Below are 20,298 nucleotides of genomic sequence, written 5' to 3' on the forward strand. Positions count from 1 at the left end.
AATCAACTCCTTGAGAACTGTGAAATTAAAGACTGTTGAACTTCAGCCAGCGTAACTTTTTCATTCACCTTTTGTTTGGTGAAATCCCATATACTGTCGATAAATTCCATCGACTCGTCGATTTGAGCATTAGAGCCTCTCTGATAAGCTCCAATATTAATCAAATCCTCTGAATCCTTGTAAACGGCCATAAGGCGCTTCACATTCTCCGCTGCTGCAATCTGTTCTTCTGGAGCAATATCCTTCATTACTCGACTTATGCTGGAAAGAACATCTATTGCTGGAAAATGTCCTTTGTTAGCAATATTTCGATTGAGTACGATATGTCCGTCAAGTATCCCTCGGACTGCATCTGCGATTGGCTCGTTCATGTCATCACCATCAACCAGTACCGTGTAAAAGGCTGTTATAGAGCCTGTAGGACCTGTACCGGCACGTTCCAGCAATTTGGGTAAGCTGGCAAACACCGAAGGTGTATATCCCCGCATGGCTGGCGGCTCTCCAACTGCAAGTCCAACTTCACGTTGGGCCATGGCATAACGGGTGACCGAATCCATCATCAGCATTACATTAAGGCCACGATCGCGGAAATACTCGGCAATCGTTGTAGCGATAAGCGCACCTTTTATGCGAATCAATGCAGGTTGGTCTGAGGTAGCAACAATTACTACGGATCGCTGCAAGCCCTCTGGTCCCAAATCCCGTTCAATGAAATCCAATACTTCTCTGCCACGCTCACCAATCAGAGCAATAACATTTACGTCAGCCGATGTATTCCGGGCAATCATCCCCATCAAAGTACTCTTGCCGACCCCCGAGCCAGCAAAAATACCGACCCGCTGTCCCTTGCCAATCGTTAGCAAACCGTCAATCGCTCTCACACCAATACTGATGGGTTCCTGCACCCGCGGTCTATTAAGTGGATTGGAAGGAATATTAAAGGTAGAGCTATGTGGCATTCGTGCTGGAATGAGAGAGCCATCAAGCGGCTGCCCCAGACCATCCAGTACTTTTCCTAACAATTCAGAACCTACTTGCACGCTAAGCGGCTTACCAGTGCCCACTACATCACAACCAGGTCCAATCGCCTGCAGTTCACCAAGTGGCATCAATAGTACCTTGTTATCACGGAAACCAACGACCTCAGCTTGCAGCGGTTTGTTTCCTTTAGAAGGGTAGATGTAGCATACATCACCTATACTTGCGTCAGGACCTTCCGATTCAACCATTAGACCGATTACCTGCGTCACTTTCCCATTGATCCTCACCGGATCGAGATTACGAAGTTGCTCCTTATAACGGTTGCTATTAAGCATCGTCTTCCCCATTTCTCTGCTCATCGGTGTCCAGCGCAATTCTTACCAGCTCTTTCTTGATCTCTGCGAGCTGAGTGTCGATTCGAGCATCAATGCTGCCAAAGGAAGAGCGGATAACACATCCTTGGTCTTTTACCGTTGAGTCGGGCAAGATTTGCAGTTCAGCCTGTGAATCAACAGCTAGTGATAATTCTTCCCGAGCAGCATTCACAAAAGCGAACTGCGCTGGGGATACACAAAGTGAGATCAAACCTTGTTCTCGCTTACGAGCCAGATTTTTGCGAATTAAGTCCATTGCGAATTGTGGTTCTACCGTTAACTGCTTGTCCACAATTTTCTCTGCAATATCACAGCTTAACTCTACTAAAAAAGGCTCCGCTTCCTGAATAATCACTTCTCTTGCTTTATACGCCTCAGTCAAAACAGCACGCGCTTCTTCCATCATCTCTGCGATCTTATGCTTCATCTCTTCCTCAGCCTGAGAAACACCTTCCTCATAACCTTGCTGATGAGCTTCAGCTTTGATAGCTTCGATCAGATGTTCATCCTGCTCACGCCGTTGTTTCCACCACTCTTCAGCCTCCGCTTTCGAGGACTCTACAATCTGTTCCGCTTCAAGAGATGCATTCCGAACCTGCTCTTCAGCAAAATCCTGAGCGTCCTTAAGCATTTGCTTACGCGTCTCTTCTGCCTCTTCACGTGCGGGATCATGATAGTCAGTCTCGCTTAAAGTCTCCTCGGGAACGGGCTCCTCAGTTAGGCCCGCATATTGCCGGGCCTGTTCCAGTCTCTTAAAGACATCAACCGGAACATACTGGGAGTGTTTGATCAGCTTAGACAATGATGTCATCTCCTCCGCCACGAGCGATGATAATTTCACCAGACTCTTCGAGTCTGCGGATCGTGCCTACAATACGAGTCTGTGCTTCTTCAACATCACGCAGCCGCACAGGACCCATGTATTCCATTTCTTCTCGGAACGTTTCTGCCATACGCTTGGACATATTTCTGAAAATAACATCCCGTACTTCTTCGCTGGCAACCTTGAGTGCAAGCTGTAAATCCGCATTATCGATATCACGAACAATGCGCTGTATTGAACGATTGTCCACATTAACAATATCTTCGAATACGAACATCCGTTTTTTGATCTCTTCGGCAAGCTCTGGATCTTGAATTTCGAGAGAATCCAGAATCGTACGTTCTGTCCCCCGGTCAACCCCATTCAAGATTTGTACAATTGATTCGATACCACCGGCATTTGTATAATCCTGGGTTACTGTAGCGGAAAGCTTCTGCTCCAGCACACGTTCAATTTGCGTAATTACCTCTGGAGAGGTACTGTCCATCACAGCAATTCTTCTAGCCACCTCTGCCTGCTTCTCTTGAGGAAGCGAGGAAAGGATTGCAGCAGCTTGTTCAAATTGCAGATAAGACAATACAAGTGCAATAGTCTGTACATTTTCATTCTGGATAAAGTTGAGAATCTGATTAGGATCCGCTTTTCGTGCAAAATCGAAAGGTCTTACTTGCAATGTTGCAGTCAGACGATTAATGACCTCCATTGCTTTTGTTGATCCAAGCGCTTTCTCCAGAATTTCTTTAGCGTAGTTAATACCGCCTTGTGATATATATTCCTGGGCGAGGCATATCTGATGGAATTCAGACATGATCGACTCTTTTTCACCGCTGTCCACTTTGCGAACATTAGCAATTTCAAGAGTCAGCTGTTCAATCTCCTCGTCTCTTAAATGTTTGAAAATTTGCGCCGATACCTCGGGCCCTAGTGTGATAAGCAGGATCGCAGCTTTTTGACGGCCACTAAGTCCCTGCTGGCTAGCCTTTGCCATTAGTTCACCTCTGTTCGTCTGCAAGCCATGTACGCAGCAGATTTACGAATTCGTCTGGCTTCTTCTTGGCCAAACTTTCCAATTGCTTACGAACTTGACTTTCATTCGTCACGCTCTCCAAGTTAATAGAAGGAAATTCAGTAGGAACCTGCAATGGAATGTCTTCATCTTCCTCTTCCACAGTCTGTTTACGACTCCGGTAGATTAGATATCCTCCACCTGCTCCAACCAGCAATGCTGCTGCTCCGATAGCCCATATCATCCAAGAAGCGAGACCACCTTTAACGGTGTTGGCATCGGTGCCACCAAATTGTTGCGAGTAGACCGAAACCTTTTTGGTCAAATCAGCGTCTGTATATGTAGTACCTGAATCTGCAAGAGAAGCGCGAACAATATTCACCAAAATATTTTGAATTGCAGCTGATGTTGCATCATCTAAACTTTTTTCTCCTGAAGGTGGTTCAACTGCAACATTTATGGTTAAGTCTTTAACAGTATACGGACTAGCAATAACATCTTTAGTAATTCGGTTAACTTCGAAGTTCCTCGTTTCCGAAGATTCCTCCGAGGTAGAAGTATCCGCACCCGCATTAGAAGGATAGCCCGTAACATCTTGAGAACCAGTGCCAGCCACTCCGCCAGTCGTGTTACCTTGACCCGAATACGAATTACTAATTATTTGTGAACTGATCTCAATCCCCCTCATGTTCTCTGTATCCACAGGGGTAACAAGATCTTCCTTCCGGTTTTCCTTGTCAAAGTTCAACTTTGAGAACACAAGAACATCCACTTTATCAGGACCGGTAAGAGTGCTAAGGAATTGTTTCACATTTTTCTTTACTTCTTCTTCGAATTTCTTCTGAAGAGCGAAGTTTTCTTCAACTTGGTTTGTGACACCAGCCTGTCCACCTTTAGCTGTTGGCATTAATTCAATTTCATTATTTGCAATGGTAATGTTGTCAATTGGTAAATTAGGCACAGCAGTTTTCACAAGATTGAAATACCCGTCAATATTGTCTTGGGTAGGTCTAAATCCTGGATCAAATGAAAGCACAACGGATGCAGATGCCTGCTCCTGATCAGCCTGTGAGGCAAAAACTGTCTCTTTAGGCAAATTAATCAGCACTTTTGCATCTTTAATCCCTTGCATACGTCTCATTAACTGTTCAACTTCACCGTTTAATGCATTATTGTACTTCACGTTAAACTCGCTATCTGTTGTACCTATCATTGACGAATTTTCGTCAAAGACTTTATATCCGATAGAGCCACCTTGAACAATCCCCTGAGAACCGATATCCACCTTGACCCGAGCTGCTTCTGTACTTGGTACAGAAATACTCTTTCCATCTTGACTTAATCGGTATGAAACACCTGCTGAATCTAAGGCTTTCATTACTCCAGCCGAATCCGTACTGTCCAAATCTTGAAATGCTACTTCATATTCTGTTTTTGAAAGCTGCATGGTCATAACTACGATTATTATTAGAATGATAAACAATGTTGAAAAGAATAAAATCTTCTGTTTACCACTAAATCTGTTCCAATACAAGAGAACCTTCTCCCGATATTGGGCAAATCTTTCATTCACAGTGTCACCCCATCCGAAACTAAGCTAGGATTTATTATATTTGAGTTCTCATAATTTCTTGATAGGCTTCAATCACTTTGTTCCGGACTTGTGTAGTCAACTGTAAACTCAGTAGAGCCTGTTGGGAAGAAATCATCACTTCGTCAATGTTCACTTCTCCCAATACAAATTTATTACTCATATCCTTAGCTTGTTGTTCCTGATCAGCCACTTTATTGAGCGCATCCTCAAGATAAGAGCCAAAGCTCTCCATCGAATTAGCAGGAGTGGATGAAACTTCGGAAGATGTCGGTTTCATTGCAAGCTGCTGTACAGCCTGAACCCCATTAGATATATTCTGTATCAACTGTTTCCCCCCCTTAAGTTAATTAACATTCATTTATCTACCAATTTCGAGTGCCTTGCTTACCATAGCTTTGGATGCATTAAGCATCGTAACATTGGCATCATAAGAGCGAGATGCAGATAACATATCAACCATTTCTTTGGTAATGTCTACGTTTGGCATATAGACATATCCTTCAGCATCCGCATCGGGATGGCTCGGATTGTATACCGGCTTCAATGGTGAAGTGTCTTCTATGATCGACTGCACCTTAACCCCTTCATTGCTATTATTCATTTTCGAATTTAGTATATTCGAGAATTTATTACTTTCGTTCGTTTCCAAAACAACCAACTTACGTCGGTAAGGAACAGCCTTGCCATCCACCACGGATGCTCTTGTAGTTTCAGCATTGGCTACGTTGGAAGAAATTACATCCATCCGCAACCGTTGAGCCGTTAATGCAGATGCGCTGATCCCAAAACTACTTCCAAAGTTCATACTCTCTTATCCTCCTTGAATTACGGCTCGCATCATCGAAATCTGACTGTTAATCTGTTCAACATAAGAACTATACCTAAGCTGATTCTCTGCGCTTAACGCCATTTCGCGATCTACATCCACATTGTTGTCGTTATTGTTCATAGAGGTAGTTTCATCAGTATTTTCAACAGCAGCGGGAACAATTGTGTTGCTGCCAAATTGATAATGCCGGGTATCCGAAACTTTCGCTCTAAGTGTAGATTGGATTCCACTTTCCTGTTGTTGCAGGATACTTTCGAATGAAACATCAGAACGTTTGAAATTGGGCGTATCTTGATTAGCCACATTATTTGCTAGAGCATTTTGTCGTTTATAGGCAGCATCAATGCCTCCCTGCAATCGTTGAAAACTGACACTATTCAGCAATCCCAAGACAATTCCTCCTTTCAAAGCTATCATAATGAAAAGAATTCCACAACTTCCATCAAAAAACCTGCTTGCTTTCGACAAATAAAGAAAAAAATACTCTAAATTTACGGTATTCCGTCGAACGCTGTCGCAATGAATAACACTTAGCATTTTCACATACATTGATTTTCATTTAATTTGTATATTATTACAATAAGAAATAAGCCCTATCTTTTTAGAAAAGACAGGGCTTTTAGCACTTTATTACTATTTATTTACATTTTCAACTCATTTTTTTCTTTTTAATTGCATGTTTTGACATAATTTTACGTTTTCACGACACCAATTTGTAATTTATCTAATCCGTTATGCCCAAATTCAAAATACATAGATTTTTTGTTTTTTTGTCGCTTTAAAGAATATACTGACTTAAATCACGATCCTGAGCTATACTTGCCAATTTCTCGCGCACATACTCCGGGGTAATAACCATTTTTTCTAAAGTCAGCTCAGGTGCTTCAAAAGAAAGATCCTCTAACAGCTTCTCCAAAATAGTATGAAGACGCCGGGCACCTATGTTCTCCATATTTTGATTCACTGAAGCCGCTATTTTGGCGATCTCATGTATAGCATCCTTCTGGAATTCCACTTCTAAATTTTCTGTTTTAAGCAGATTCACATATTGTTTAGTTAAAGCATTCTCTGGTTCCGTCAAAATAGAAACGAAATCCTCTAACGTTAGACTACTCAGCTCTACGCGAATCGGAAAACGACCTTGAAGTTCTGGAATCAAATCTGAAGGCTTAGCAATATGGAAAGCTCCGGCAGCCATAAAGAGTACATAGTCTGTCTTCACAGGACCGTATTTCGTCATAATGGTCGAGCCCTCTACAATCGGCAAAATATCCCGTTGCACGCCTTCACGCGACACATCCGGTCCAGACCCTTTTCCCTGACTCGCTACTTTATCGATTTCATCGATAAAAATAATGCCTGATTGTTCAGCCCGAGTCACGGATTCCTGGATCACATCATCCATATCAATCAGCTTGGCCGCCTCATCCTGAATGAGTACCTTGCGCGCTTCGCGAATAGGAAGCTTACGTTTCTTCGTCCGCTTAGGCAGCAAACTGCCGAACATCTCTTGCATATTCATACCCATCTGGTCATTTCCTTGACCTGCAAACATATCCATCATAGTTGGCGCTGTATCCTCAACATCAATTTCAATGATGTCATCTTCCAGCTGACCAGCTAACAGCTTAAATCTAACCCCACGGCGGCGTTCACTTAGGCTTCCATCCTGCTCAGCGTCTTCTTTAGAGTCCTCTTGGGCAGAATTCCCTCCAAAAATCATCTCGAAAGGATTCTTTTGTGATTTATTTTTGGAAGACGAAGGGACCAATATAGAAACAATCCGCTCATTAGCCAGTTCTTCCGCACGATCCTTAACCTTCTCCGTACGCTCAAGCTTCACCATACGAATAGAAGTCTCTACCAGATCACGAACCATAGATTCCACATCTCGACCTACATAACCGACTTCAGTAAATTTAGTGGCCTCCACTTTGATGAACGGTGCATTAACAAGCTTTGCTAGACGCCGGGCGATTTCTGTCTTTCCCACACCTGTAGGTCCGATCATCAAAATGTTCTTAGGAACGACTTCATCACGCAGTTCCTCTGCTAGCAGACTGCGCCGATACCGATTACGAAGCGCAACGGCTACCGATTTCTTGGCTTGCTTCTGACCTACGATATATTTATCCAATTCGGCTACAATTTGACGGGGTGTAAGCGATTGATTCACCATCGTGAATTCCTCCTTGTCTCTATGGCACTGAGTCTATAATTGTTCAACAATAATGTTGGAATTAGTGTACACACAAATTTCAGATGCTACCTGAAGCGATTCTCTAGCAATATCCGCAGCGGAGAGATTGGGTGCATGACGTTTGAGTGCTCGACCTGAAGCCAGCGCAAAATTACCACCGGAACCAATCGCAAGAACGTCATCATCCGGTTCGATAATTTCACCATTTCCGGAGATCAGGAGCATTCCTTCCTTATCCATAACAATCATCAAAGCTTCAAGCTTCCGAAGAATACGATCTTGACGCCAATCCTTCGCTAATTCAACTGCAGCCCGCTGCAGGTTCCCATGATGCTCCTCCAGCTTGCCCTCGAATTTTTCGAATAGGGTAATAGCATCCGCAACGGATCCCGCAAAGCCTGCTATTACTTGTCCTCTGTACAGGCGACGGACTTTTCTGGCCGTCGTCTTCATAATAACACTCTCTCCGAATGTAACCTGTCCATCACCTGCTATAGCTGCCTGTCCGTTATGTCTTACAGCACAAATTGTAGTCGCATGAAAGCTGGGTACCATGATTGTAAGTTACCTCCTTAAGATGGGCTTTGTTCGCTATCGACAACCTCCGGCTCCGAATAAGCGAGTCCTGTACGGTTGGCATACTCGGCAAGACTGTCCAGAGCGCGATGAGCTAACATTTCATTCTTTTCCTTCTTATTGCGGATCTTCTTCTCTACCTTCGGCAACAGACCGAAATTGGCATTCATAGGCTGAAAATGCTCTGGATCGGCAGAAGTAATATAAGCTGGCATGCTGCCTAGAACAGTATCCTGCGGGAAGATCAGTCCTTCCTGACCGAGTGCTGCCCGTGCAGCATTAATACCAGCTATGAGCCCGGAAGCAGCTGATTCCACATAACCTTCTACACCTGTCATCTGTCCAGCAAAAAAGAGTCTTTCCTTGCCTTTCATCTGATAGGTTGGGTGCAGAAGCTTAGGAGAATTAATAAATGTATTTCTGTGCATCACACCATAACGAACATATTCAGCATTCTCAAGACCAGGGATCAGCGAGAATACACGCTTCTGCTCGCCCCATTTCAAATGGGTCTGAAAACCAACAAGATTGTAAAGTGTGCCAGCAGCGTTATCCTGACGGAGTTGCACAACCGCGTAAGGAAGTTTACCTGTATGCGGATTGATAAGTCCTACTGGCTTCATTGGGCCAAATAACGCTGTTTGCTTGCCGCGTTTCATCATGATTTCGATAGGCATACAGCCCTCAAAGTATATTTCTTTCTCAAAATCCTTGAGTGCTGCTGTCTCAGCAGAAATCAACGCATCATAAAACACGTCGAACTCCTCTTCTGTCATCGGACAGTTCAGATAAGCCGCTTCACCTTTATCATAACGGGAAGCCAAATACACCTTGTTCATATCAATGGTGTCTTTCTCAACAATCGGTGCTGCTGCATCATAGAAGTAGAAATACTCTTCACCCAGCAGCCCTTTTATTTCAGCAGATAATGCCGGTGAAGTTAGTGGGCCCGTTGCAATAACAACAATCCCTTCCTCCGGTATATGCGTAAGTTCTTCATTTATGACTTCAACGAGCGGATGATTATGCAAAGTATGGGTGATCTCACCTGAGAATCCGTCACGATCTACGGCGAGTGCTCCTCCTGCGGGTACCGCGTGTCGGTCAGCAGCACCTAATACAAGAGAGTTCAAACGCCGCATTTCTTCCTTCAATACACCTACAGCATTTCCTAATCCATTCGCACGCAAGGAGTTGCTGCATACCAGTTCAGCAAATTGATTCGTGTGATGGGCTGGTGTCTTTACTACGGGTCTCATCTCATATAATCTTACCGGAACTCCTAGTGATGCTATTTGCCAAGCGGCTTCGCTTCCTGCGAGACCCGCTCCAATTACTGTTACTTTTGCTGTATCTGACACTGTCTTTTTTCCTCCCATAGAGACTATTAATCTGCTAATTCTTCTTCGTTGTCTAGAACCGCCTCTGTATGATCACAAGATGTACATTGTAGCTTGGTTCCTTGCTTATTACGTTTCTCAATCATCCAAGATCCACATGATGGACATGGTTTTATAGAAGGTCTATCCCATGAAACGAAATCACAACCAGGGTACTGGTCGCAGCCATAGAAAACTCGCCCTTTTTTGCTGCGTCGCTCCACAACCTTACCTTCATGACATTTAGGGCAAGTTACGCCAATATCCTTGATAATCGGTTTCGTGTTTCGGCAATCCGGAAAGCCAGAGCATGCTAGGAATTTCCCAAAGCGACCCAGCTTATACACGAGAGGTTTACCGCATTTCTCACAGATCTCATCAGAGACTTCATCTTCAATCTCAATTTCTTTCATCTCTTCTTCCGCGAATACCAAACGCTTCTCAAACGATTCGTAAAACTCTGCAAGAACCTTTACCCAGTCTTCTGAGCCCTCTTCCACATGGTCAAGATCCCCTTCCATGTTCGCGGTGAATTCAACGTTTAGGATTTCCGGAAAAAATTGCTCCATCTGCTCTATAACAAGCTCGCCAAGTTCGGTTGGCATGAATTTTTTCTCTTCAATAGCCACATAACCACGCTTCTGGATGGTTTCCAGCGTTGGGGCATATGTACTTGGACGGCCTATACCCAGCTCCTCAAGCGTCTTTACAAGTCTTGCTTCCGTATATCGTGGAGGCGGTTGTGTAAAGTGCTGTTTAGGCTCGATCTCCTGCTTATTTAAAGCATCTCCCGCTTGAAGCGGCGGCAAATACTTGTCTTCATCTGTAGTTCCGTCATCGTTGCCTTCTACGTAAACCTTCATGAACCCGGGGAATGAAACCTTCGAACCAACAGCTCTGAATGTAGCAGTACCTGCAGCAATATCGACCGAAAGCGTATCCAGCAGGGCAGAAGACATCTGACTTGATACGAATCGCTCCCACACTAGCTTGTAGAGACGGAATTGATCACGGCTCAAGAACTCTTTGACCATTTCTGGTTCGCGTAATGCCGAGGTAGGACGAATCGCTTCATGCGCTTCCTGTGCTCCAGCTGCCTTTTTAGAATACTGCCGTGGGGATTCTGGCAAGAACTTCTCACCATACTTAGCTGTTATAAGCTCTTTAGCTTCATCCTGAGCGGTGACAGAGAGACGCGTGGAGTCAGTACGCATATAAGTGATCAAACCTACGGTACCTTCTTTACCGAGTTCCACACCTTCGTATAGCTGCTGTGCAACAGACATTGTCTTAGCGGCACGGAATCCAAGCTTACGGGCTGCTTCCTGTTGAAGTGAACTGGTGGTAAAAGGAGACGAAGGATGACGTTGTCTTTCCTTCTCCTTCACATCACTCACCTTAAAAGATGCGTTCTTAATGGCTTCAAGAACCTCCTGAACATCACTTTCCTGGTTCAGTTCTTTTTTCACACCATTCAGCTTATGAAACTTAGCTTCAAAGACGGAATCCCGGATTCCAAGCTTCGCTGTTATGCTCCAATATTCGGTGGGTACAAAAGCGGAGATTTCATTCTCACGATCCATAATGATCTTCACGGCAACGGATTGTACACGTCCAGCAGATAAACCTTTTTTGACTTTCTTCCATAATAGAGGGCTAATCTTGTACCCTACCAGTCGATCCAAAATACGTCTAGCCTGCTGTGCATTCACGAGATCCATATTAATCTTACGCGGTGTCTTAAAAGCATCTTTTACCGCTTGTTTGGTGATCTCATTAAAAACAACTCTGCATTCTTGTGTATTATCTAAATCCAGCGCATGCGCCAAATGCCAAGCAATTGCTTCCCCTTCGCGGTCGGGGTCAGCTGCGAGATAAACTTTTTTAACTTTTTTACTAGCGTCTTTCAATTCCTTCAATATAGATCCCTTACCGCGGATAGTAATATATTTGGGACTGAAATCATTCTCCACCTCAACACCAATTTGACTCTTCGGTAGATCTCTAATGTGTCCCATTGATGCCTTTACAATATATTTACTACCTAGATATTTGCCAATTGTCTTCGCTTTTGCAGGCGACTCGACAATAACTAATGCATCTGCCATAGACTCTTCCTCCTCGTTAACACTCGCACCTCTATATTAAATTACCTTATAAATAGCTCCTGGTAATTGTGTTACCGCTTTTTTTATGATTAAAGATAACAGAACTGAATGCAAATGTCCAAAATCCCATCCTGTTCTTACAAGCAGATCGTCCAATATAAAAGGGCCTTGATGCAGTATATGGTATAGGTGAGACTCCTCATTTGTCAATTTCTTTTCAATCATAAAGTCGTCTGCTGTCTGTTCGGTAGTGCTATTATTCCCTGTTTTTATTACGTTTGTCGGCAAATAAGAAGTATATTCTTCTATAATATCTAATCCACTGGTTACCAGCTTTGCCCCCTGCTTGATAAGCTCTAACGCCCCTCTGCTCTTAGGTGATGTAATAGGTCCGGGAACTGCGAAGACATCCCTCCCAGCTTCCAAGGCAGCATCGGCTGTAATAAGTGATCCACTGCGACTGTCAGCCTCCACGACCACTGTCCCCCGTGATAAACCTGCTATGATCCGATTACGCTGTGGAAATAATCCAGGATGACTTTTAGTTCCAAGAGGATACTCTGTAATGACAAGCCCATCCTGAGAGATACGCCGCTCCAGTTCAATATTCTCAGTTGGATAGACTTTGTCCAACCCTGTTGCCACTACCGCTATGGTCCCTCCACCGCTTCTTAGCGCCGCTTCATGACAAATGCTATCGATCCCCCTCGCAAGTCCGCTAACCACCGTTAGACCTGCTGCACTAAGCTCCTCCGCGAGAATCTCCCCTACCTTTCGTCCATAAGCTGTTGGCACACGAGTGCCAACCATCGCCACACTAGGAGTTGATAACAGTTCCAAACGCCCTCGATAATAAAGGATCCACGGTGGCTGTGCCGTCTCCTTCAACAAAACAGGATAAGCCGCATCAAACACAGTTACCATCTTCACTGCACATTCTTCCATTAATAAGCGCCTTTTGGCGATCCATTCTAATGTATATATGGAAGCAAGATAATTCGACAGCTTTCCGTTCAATCCGATCGTTTCCCAATCTTTTGCACTAAAGCAAAATGCTCGTTCTGACATTAAACCGGCTCTGCGAATCTTGTCGATACTCTTCCAGCCAATCCCCTCCACTTCATTAAAACCAAACAGCAGATCTTTTTCTTCCATATAAGCTTACTCTCCTTTAATGGAAGGGTTAGCCTTCCCTATTTTGTAACATGAATTAGAGGAATGCAATATTTTCTTGTAATTCAATATTTTTCTATGTTAAAAAACAAAAAAAGCAACCTTTTATCCCTTGGATAGGAACAAAAGGTTGCTTACCTCTGAAATAATTATACACGAAAGAAGCCCACTCGCGTAGAGTGAATTCCTTCAAGTAAATAAAATAATTAATGCGTTGTAAAAGCGCTAAGAATACCGCGTTCTTCAAGCACACTTACTAGCGTTGAGCCCATTTCGGCAGGTGTAGGAGCAACCTTGATTCCGCACGATTCAAGTACGGCAATTTTCTCACTCGCTGTGCCCTTGCCTCCGGAAATAATAGCACCCGCATGCCCCATACGTTTGCCAGGAGGTGCAGTAGCGCCGCCAATAAACCCTACTACCGGCTTAGTCATATGCTCACGAATCCACTCTGCTGCTTCTTCCTCTGCGGTTCCGCCAATTTCACCAATCATGATGACTGCCTTTGTACCCGGATCCTCATTAAAAAGCTTCAGAATATCAATAAACTCTGAGCCTTTAACAGGGTCTCCGCCAATACCTACAGCTGAAGATTGCCCGATTCCACGCGTGGTCAGCTGATGAACAGCCTCATAGGTTAGAGTTCCGCTGCGCGAGACAACACCTACATACCCTGGCATATGAATATAACCCGGCATAATTCCTATTTTGCACTCACCAGGAGTGATAACTCCCGGACAGTTGGGTCCGATCAATACAGTAGAGCGCCCCTCCATATAACGGGACACTTTTACCATATCAAGCACTGGAATCCCTTCGGTAATACAAATCACCAGGTCGAGTTCTGCGTCCACGGCTTCCATTATGGAGTCTGCTGCAAATGCTGGCGGTACATAGATTACACTAGCGGTTGCGCCTGTAGCCGCCTTAGCAGCTACAACAGTATCGAATACCGGAAGGCTAACCTCACTGCCATTTTCAAGCGTGATGTTGACAGATGTTCCACCTTTACCCGGTGTTACCCCTCCAACCATCTGTGTTCCATAATCCAGCGCACCTTTAGTATGGAACAAACCCGTTGATCCTGTAATTCCCTGCGTGATAACTTTCGTATTTTTATCTACAAGAATGCTCATGCCTTAAGTCACATCCCTACTTATATTGTCAAATACGATAACTGGCTTCCTAAATCAGGCCATTATTGCACAAGAGACACAATCTTACGGGCACCGTCCGCCATAGAATCAGCAGCAACAATATTAAGTCCCGATCCGGCCAAAATCTGCTTGCCCAATCCAACATTTGTTCCCTCAAGACGCACAACCAGCGGTTTGGTCAAACCCAGTTGACTAGCCGCTTCTACAACACCGTTAGCGATAACATCACAGCGCATAATACCACCGAAAATGTTAACAAAAATTCCGTTCACCTTTTCATCGGATAAAATGATTTTAAAGGCTTCTGTTACCTTCTCGGTCGTTGCACCGCCTCCTACATCCAGGAAGTTGGCGGGTTCGCCCCCATAATACTTAATAATATCCATAGTCGCCATCGCGAGACCTGCACCGTTTACCATGCACCCAATATTGCCATCAAGTGCAATGTAACTAAGGTCATACTTCGAGGCTTCGATTTCCTTTAAATCCTCTTCATCCAAATCCCGCAGCTCTAGAATATCCTTATGACGGAACAAGGCGTTGGAATCAAAATTCAGTTTGGCATCCAGTGCCATCACATTCCCATCCGCAGTCACTACCAATGGGTTAATTTCGGCAATAGAGCAATCTTTATCCACGAAAGCTAAATATAGCGCTTGCATGAATTTCACAGTTTTGCCTACCAGCTCATTAGGAATAGAGATACTGTAAGCCAGCTTACGCGCCTGGAAAGTCTGCAAACCCACTGCCGGATCAATGATCTCTTTAAAAATTTTCTCCGGATGTGTTGCAGCTACTTCTTCAATCTCAGTACCGCCTTCTTCAGAAGCCATCATGACCACTCGGCCAGTACCTCTGTCAACTACGATACCAATGTAATACTCCTTAACAATTTGACAACCCTCTTCAATGAGCAGTCTTTTTACTACCTTACCCTCCGGTCCAGTCTGGTGAGTTACTAGAGTCTTACCCAGAATCTCAGTTGCGTAACTACGCACCTCATCGATATTCTTAGCAACCTTTACTCCTCCAGCTTTACCGCGTCCACCTGCGTGAATCTGAGCTTTAACTACAACAACCGGTGTGCTCAGTGACTCTGCGGCTTCTACCGCTTCCTCCACTGTATAAGCTACTTTTCCATTCGGTACGGCTACACCGTACTTCTTAAGCACTTCTTTTCCCTGATACTCGTGGATATTCATAGCGGTAGCCTCCTAAAGTAGCGTGGTGACTAAACAGGCAGCCTGTTGTCATCTCGCTTTCCGTTTTGATTGCCGCGGGGTTAGGGATAGGCTGATGTTATACATGCAGCACTATTCCGGAACCAGCAGAAACTGATCTACCACTCGTAAAAAGAATGGCATTATTTCTGCAAGAGACATTGTGTAAATCTATAAGACTAAGCTTATATTTACCTATATGCCATACAAAGGAACCCAGAATAGTGTAACATGTTTTTAAAACGCTTACCTTAAATATATTCATGATTTGTACACATTTTTTCGCTTGATTTCATGCCGGAATGCGAACGATCGCATTGACTCCTTACTACGCTTACTTTTTACTATCTTGGATATTAGCTTCGTGAACACGATTCAGTAAGTCTTTAAACTGATCAAGTAGCTCTATGGATTCATTATTTGTCAGTGTCGTTTCTTCCATCATTTTGCCGGGAATACACACGGCATCACTTTGGAGTGCCCAGCCTTGTTTCGTTAGTGAGATTAATACCTTTCGCTCATCCTGCATCGAGCGTTCACGTATAATTAGGCCTGCAGCTTGCAAGCGTTTCAATAGCGGAGTCAGCGTGCCTGAATCCAAAAATAACGCCTCACCAATCTCTTTCACTGTACATTGCTGCCGTTCCCATAACACAAGCATTACTAAGTATTGGGAGTAAGTTAAACCGATCTTTTCCAAATACGGTTGGTACAGCTTTGTAATCTCACGCGAGCAAGCATAAATGGTAAAACAGAGCTGATTCTCGATCAGCAGCTCTGGGGTTGTAGTCATTTTCTGCATATCTTCTTCACTCATTTTCATATTTATTCACCCGCCTTATCTCTTTATTTTATCATAATTCCCTCATATATCATAATAATAGCAAAAAATTAATTTGACTTTTATATTAATTGTGATAAATTAGATTGTACACAAACTAATTAATGAATAGGAGAGATTTATTATGATGACAATTCAACAAAAGATGTATGAAACCACAGTTAAAGCCGTTGGGGGAAGAAACGGTTATATAGAATCAGAAAGCCCTAAACTCAACCTTACGATCAGTACACCACGTGAAATGGGGGGTGCCGGTGGTGAAGGCACTAATCCTGAACAATTATTCGCAGCTGGCTACTCCGCTTGTTTTGACAGTGCTCTGAACATGGTTGCTCGTCTTGGAAAAGTGAAGATTGAAGGCAGTGAAGTTACGGCCACTGTAAGCTTTGGTAAAGTTGAAGATGGCGGATTCGGCATTGCGGTTAAGCTTGACGTGCTGGTTAAAGGCGTTGACAGAGAAACCGCAGCATCTTTGGTAGAAGCTGCCCATGGCGCATGTCCTTACTCCCGTGCCACTCGTGGCAATATCGAAGTAGAACTGAATGTACTGTAAGAAATTATAGAGAAAAATGCATGTGAAATTTGCTAAACGATCTAACCTTCGTTTGAATACGTGGCATTTCACATTCGAAGTCGCTAACGGACACAGTTGATCTTAAACGCAACTTAATCCCATATTTGGGATGCTATCGGACCTCATAGCAGCTAATGGAATGAAAACCACTCAATATAACCTTCTTCCGAAGGAATAGCGTCTCCAGAGTCCGAATCTACGCTCCAAGGGCTAAAAACTTGCAAACAACGTCCTCTAGGTCCGTTCCGTAAGCATCAGTGGATAATAATGGTTCGGCGGTGCTCGTCACTACCGGTCCATAGTATAGAGCAGCGATTCTCATTAACGGGAATCGCTGCTCTTTTATCTTTATTCCTCCGCTAATACCTGTCGATCCAGATTACGGTATTGCACAGCTTCCGCGAGATGTGCAGAAGAAATATCCTGTGCACCCTCCAGATCAGCTATGGTACGGGATAGCTTAATAATCCGATCATGCGCTCGCATGCTTAGACCTAAATTCTCCAAAATATCATACAGCATTTGAGCACTCTCTCGGTTTAGGCTTGCATATTTCCGAAGGGAAGCACCGGAAAGTTCACTGTTCCATGAAATCGCCAGTCGTTTGTAACGTTTAGCTTGGATGGCCTGAGCAGCCAACACCTCCGCACGCATCTCTGCTGACGATAAAACATGCCCCTTCCGATTCCATTCCTTCGGGCGGGGAACATCAACCTGTAAGTCGATCCGATCCAATAATGGACCGGATATTTTGGCTCGATATTGGGCAATCCTTGATGGACTACAGGTACAATTTTGCTGGGAGATACCGCTTCCAAAAAAGCCGCAGCTGCACGGATTCATCGATGCAGCGAGCATGAATTTGGCAGGAAAAGTAAAGGAAGCCCGGGCACGACTTATAGTAACCACCCCATCTTCGAGGGGCTGTCGCAGCACTTCAAGCACATTCCGGGAGAATTCAGGCAATTCATCCAGAAACAGAATACCTCGATGCGCAAGACTTACCTCACCTGGCTTGGGAATACCGCCCCCTCCAATTAATCCGGCAGAAGATATCGTGTGGTGTGGAGAACGAAATGGACGACTTCGCAGCAAACCGTTGTGTGCATCCTTCAAATTTCCAGCCGCACTAAAAATTTTGGTTACCTCAAGTGCCTCACTGTCCGACAATTGTGGAAGGATACTGGGAAGGCGTTTGATCAGCATCGTTTTGCCTGTGCCAGGTGGGCCGATGAGCATAATATTATGCATCCCTGCAGCCGCGATAGTTAGTGCTCTTTTCACATGTTGCTGTCCAAGCACATCACTGTAATCATCCATTATTTCATTCGCTTCGGAAGAAGCAGCCTCAGAATCAGAATATTTAGGGTTATATTTGAGATGCTCTACAGAAAGAACAAGCACCGGAGGTTGTTCTTTTGCCCCCGTCCCCATACTCACGGATACAGGAAAAGGAAGTGGTGATCCTTCAGATTCTTCTAGAGGAACTAGCTTATCTATAATCGGACCAAAGCTAGCCACAGATTCAGCAGCATTCGCTAACGCTTGCAAATGGTCGATGGTATAAACATTCATGCCACTGATTAAAGCGGCTTCTGCCGCATTGCCTTGCGGGAGCAGAACGGCTTTAAACCCGCTTTTACGCGCTACTTCAACCATCGGCAGCACACCCGAAACCGGACGCAGACTGCCGTCGAGCGCAAGCTCTCCAATCAAAAGCATCTCTTGAGCTGAAGGCATAATCAACTGGCCACTAGTTATCAGTATCCCCAAAGCAATCGCTAGATCAAAAGCGGAACCTTCTTTACGCAGGTCAGCTGGAGCAAGATTGATCGTAATACGCTGCTGTGGATAGCGGTAACCGCAATTTTTAACGGCAGCCCTAACTCGTTCAACAGCCTCGCGAATCGCTGAATCTGGTAAGCCAATGATATTCGTCTGCGGCAGTCCATTTGCAAGATCGATTTCCACACCGATCATTACCCCTTCAATCCCATACAGACACGCGCTAAACATTTTCCCATACATAATAAAAACACCTCATCTCCTGAATTACACCCTAATTTGGGGTGTCATAGCTTCAAGAAAAAAGGTGCTTCCTTATTTTCCAAATATATATTAGCTGTTAAGTACATTATAGAAGTTGTGTCCTAACGCAATCTGTGAGCAATTTATCTTTAGAATAAGAAATTCAAGTTTTACATAAAAGCGAAAGCACATCTCTAAAGACCTACATCAATCCCCTTCTTTAACTACGACCGAGTCCCTAATCTGCTCAAAAGTCAACGGTTTATAGTTCCAATGCTCTACACAAATGTTAAAATGATTGTTTCCCTCATATTTTTGCCCATGAATATGGCCGTGCACATTTACGTAAGGCATATGTTTATTCATGTACATAGGCTCATGTGAGAGGAAAAAGAAATCCTTATAAATCAAAGGATATTCACTAACCTCATCAAAACCTGCCTCAAGCCACCAACTTCGGCTGCGGCCGCGATCATGATTGCCAAGGATCAGGATTTTGTATCCATGCAGCCTGGCCACAATCGCACGAGTTGCCTCCTTATTCAGAAAAGAAAAGTCTCCTAAATGAAATACTTTGTCGTCCGGATTCACTACCGAATTCCAACTTTCAATCATAACTTCATTCATTTGCTCTACATCGTTGAAGGGTCTGGATTCAAAATCAATGATCAACTTATGCCCAAAATGATGATCAGATGTGAAAAAAATCTTAGCCATGTGCACCCTCCTTTTGTTTCTATTCTAATGACAGTATGTATGAAAAAAGCTCCGACTACCCATAAACCCTAGGAAATTCGGAGCCCCGAGGACTTTTCCGCCTAATTTCTCACGAAATTATACGTATCATTCTATGTCATGAGGCGATGACGGAATACCTCTTTATTGTTAATGTTACTTTTCCCAGTCGCGCCGCTTACTCGAACGTTTATTAACATCACTCTGAATCAGTTCAGCTAAAGGAGGCGCCTCCTCATTGTCAATGAGCCAGCCACGCATCTCCTTGATCGCTTCCACCTGTCCATTGCCTTTGTCACGCCATGTAAGCAGTTCAATAACTCTAATTACAAGCGCTAAGAGACTGCTATTGCTGTTTTGCGACTTTTCAGCCCGGATTTTTTGAAATAACGCTTCATTTTCCCAATCTATTAATATTTCCTCCGCTATAGTGGGCCGCATTACCGTGAAGGTCTTATTGCAATTATCGCAACAGACGACAGATATTGGCTCTGCTTTAAATTCCACTTCAATCTTCTGCTGGCAATATTGGCATGTAAAACTAACCTGCATTTCAGAAGGTTTATTCTTCACTAGACAGCCCTCCTCATGATGACATTAAAAAGTTACTCCTAATGTTTACCCATTTCTTTTGAGAAATGACCCACAGTGCGGAAGGTATGTAAAGACTTTTTTATCAGAACAGCAGCAAATTCATAAA

At 44.0% G+C, this 20,298-nt stretch carries 19 protein-coding genes; 1 reads left to right on the forward strand and 18 read right to left on the reverse strand.

The window, feature by feature from the left end; translation table 11 throughout:
- Window positions 1-2 precede the first annotated feature (2 nt).
- From fliI to NSQ91_RS19605, 15 genes are all read right to left on the reverse strand, one after another.
- Window positions 3-1,316, reverse strand: a complete 1,314-nt coding sequence (gene fliI, locus NSQ91_RS19535) for a flagellar protein export ATPase FliI (RefSeq protein WP_036688546.1) — start codon at window positions 1,314-1,316, stop codon at window positions 3-5.
- Window positions 1,309-2,157, reverse strand: coding sequence for a FliH/SctL family protein (locus NSQ91_RS19540; RefSeq protein ID WP_036688548.1), 849 nt, complete (start codon window positions 2,155-2,157; stop codon window positions 1,309-1,311). The genes fliI and NSQ91_RS19540 overlap by 8 nt, the downstream gene beginning before the upstream one ends.
- Window positions 2,150-3,166 (reverse strand): flagellar motor switch protein FliG, encoded by a 1,017-nt coding sequence (fliG, locus tag NSQ91_RS19545; protein WP_036688550.1) that lies wholly within the window; start codon window positions 3,164-3,166, stop codon window positions 2,150-2,152. Before fliG ends, NSQ91_RS19540 begins: the two co-directional genes overlap by 8 nt.
- A 4-nt stretch (window positions 3,167-3,170) precedes the next feature.
- Window positions 3,171-4,757 (reverse strand): flagellar basal-body MS-ring/collar protein FliF, encoded by a 1,587-nt coding sequence (gene fliF, locus NSQ91_RS19550; protein ID WP_076182681.1) that lies wholly within the window; start codon window positions 4,755-4,757, stop codon window positions 3,171-3,173.
- Between the two features lie 34 nt (window positions 4,758-4,791).
- Window positions 4,792-5,103 carry a flagellar hook-basal body complex protein FliE gene (gene fliE / locus NSQ91_RS19555; RefSeq protein ID WP_036688553.1) on the reverse strand — a complete coding sequence of 104 codons (312 nt, stop codon included), beginning with the start codon at window positions 5,101-5,103 and terminating at the stop codon, window positions 4,792-4,794.
- Between the two features lie 33 nt (window positions 5,104-5,136).
- Window positions 5,137-5,583, reverse strand: coding sequence for a flagellar basal body rod protein FlgC (flgC, locus tag NSQ91_RS19560; RefSeq protein WP_036688555.1), 447 nt, complete (start codon window positions 5,581-5,583; stop codon window positions 5,137-5,139).
- A 6-nt stretch (window positions 5,584-5,589) separates the two neighbouring features.
- Window positions 5,590-5,997: a flagellar basal body rod protein FlgB gene (gene flgB, locus NSQ91_RS19565; protein ID WP_036688558.1), complete on the reverse strand. Its 408-nt coding sequence runs from the start codon at window positions 5,995-5,997 to the stop codon at window positions 5,590-5,592.
- A 388-nt stretch (window positions 5,998-6,385) separates the two neighbouring features.
- Window positions 6,386-7,786, reverse strand: a complete 1,401-nt coding sequence (hslU, locus tag NSQ91_RS19570) for an ATP-dependent protease ATPase subunit HslU (RefSeq protein WP_036688559.1) — start codon at window positions 7,784-7,786, stop codon at window positions 6,386-6,388.
- Between the two features lie 33 nt (window positions 7,787-7,819).
- The gene (hslV, locus tag NSQ91_RS19575) at window positions 7,820-8,362 is read right to left on the reverse strand and encodes an ATP-dependent protease subunit HslV (RefSeq protein ID WP_036688562.1); all 543 of its coding nucleotides are present in this window, start codon (window positions 8,360-8,362) and stop codon (window positions 7,820-7,822) included.
- A gap of 17 nt (window positions 8,363-8,379) precedes the next feature.
- Entirely contained in the window at window positions 8,380-9,762 is a 1,383-nt protein-coding gene (trmFO, locus tag NSQ91_RS19580; protein ID WP_076100371.1) for an FADH(2)-oxidizing methylenetetrahydrofolate--tRNA-(uracil(54)-C(5))-methyltransferase TrmFO, read from the reverse strand.
- A gap of 8 nt (window positions 9,763-9,770) precedes the next feature.
- Window positions 9,771-11,870, reverse strand: coding sequence for a type I DNA topoisomerase (topA, locus tag NSQ91_RS19585; RefSeq protein ID WP_076304477.1), 2,100 nt, complete (start codon window positions 11,868-11,870; stop codon window positions 9,771-9,773).
- 36 nt (window positions 11,871-11,906) lie between these two features.
- Complete coding sequence (dprA, locus tag NSQ91_RS19590; protein WP_076304478.1) at window positions 11,907-13,025, reverse strand: DNA-processing protein DprA; 1,119 nt, start codon at window positions 13,023-13,025, stop codon at window positions 11,907-11,909.
- Between the two features lie 224 nt (window positions 13,026-13,249).
- Entirely contained in the window at window positions 13,250-14,179 is a 930-nt protein-coding gene (gene sucD / locus NSQ91_RS19595) for a succinate--CoA ligase subunit alpha (protein ID WP_036688571.1), read from the reverse strand.
- Between the two features lie 62 nt (window positions 14,180-14,241).
- The gene (gene sucC, locus NSQ91_RS19600; RefSeq protein WP_038571984.1) at window positions 14,242-15,402 is read right to left on the reverse strand and encodes an ADP-forming succinate--CoA ligase subunit beta; all 1,161 of its coding nucleotides are present in this window, start codon (window positions 15,400-15,402) and stop codon (window positions 14,242-14,244) included.
- A 352-nt stretch (window positions 15,403-15,754) separates the two neighbouring features.
- Entirely contained in the window at window positions 15,755-16,243 is a 489-nt protein-coding gene (locus tag NSQ91_RS19605) for a MarR family winged helix-turn-helix transcriptional regulator (protein ID WP_340919459.1), read from the reverse strand.
- Window positions 16,244-16,385: 142 nt separating this feature from the next.
- Between NSQ91_RS19605 and NSQ91_RS19610 the strand changes: the two genes are divergently transcribed.
- The gene (locus NSQ91_RS19610; RefSeq protein WP_036688575.1) at window positions 16,386-16,814 is read left to right on the forward strand and encodes an organic hydroperoxide resistance protein; all 429 of its coding nucleotides are present in this window, start codon (window positions 16,386-16,388) and stop codon (window positions 16,812-16,814) included.
- Between the two features lie 369 nt (window positions 16,815-17,183).
- Here NSQ91_RS19610 and NSQ91_RS19615 read toward each other — a convergent pair whose 3' ends face one another.
- The 3 genes from NSQ91_RS19615 to NSQ91_RS19625 all read right to left on the reverse strand — a co-directional run bounded on the left by NSQ91_RS19615 (window position 17,184) and on the right by NSQ91_RS19625 (window position 20,171).
- Window positions 17,184-18,863, reverse strand: coding sequence for a YifB family Mg chelatase-like AAA ATPase (locus tag NSQ91_RS19615; RefSeq protein WP_340919461.1), 1,680 nt, complete (start codon window positions 18,861-18,863; stop codon window positions 17,184-17,186).
- Between the two features lie 207 nt (window positions 18,864-19,070).
- On the reverse strand, window positions 19,071-19,580 hold the full coding sequence (locus NSQ91_RS19620) for a metallophosphoesterase (protein ID WP_076304594.1): 510 nt from the start codon (window positions 19,578-19,580) through the stop codon (window positions 19,071-19,073).
- Between the two features lie 174 nt (window positions 19,581-19,754).
- Window positions 19,755-20,171: a hypothetical protein gene (locus tag NSQ91_RS19625; protein ID WP_081383206.1), complete on the reverse strand. Its 417-nt coding sequence runs from the start codon at window positions 20,169-20,171 to the stop codon at window positions 19,755-19,757.
- Between the last annotated feature and the right edge of the window lie 127 nt (window positions 20,172-20,298).

This window comes from Paenibacillus sp. FSL R7-0048 (assembly GCF_038004505.1).
GTDB classification, from domain to species: domain Bacteria; phylum Bacillota; class Bacilli; order Paenibacillales; family Paenibacillaceae; genus Paenibacillus_AQ; species Paenibacillus_AQ odorifer.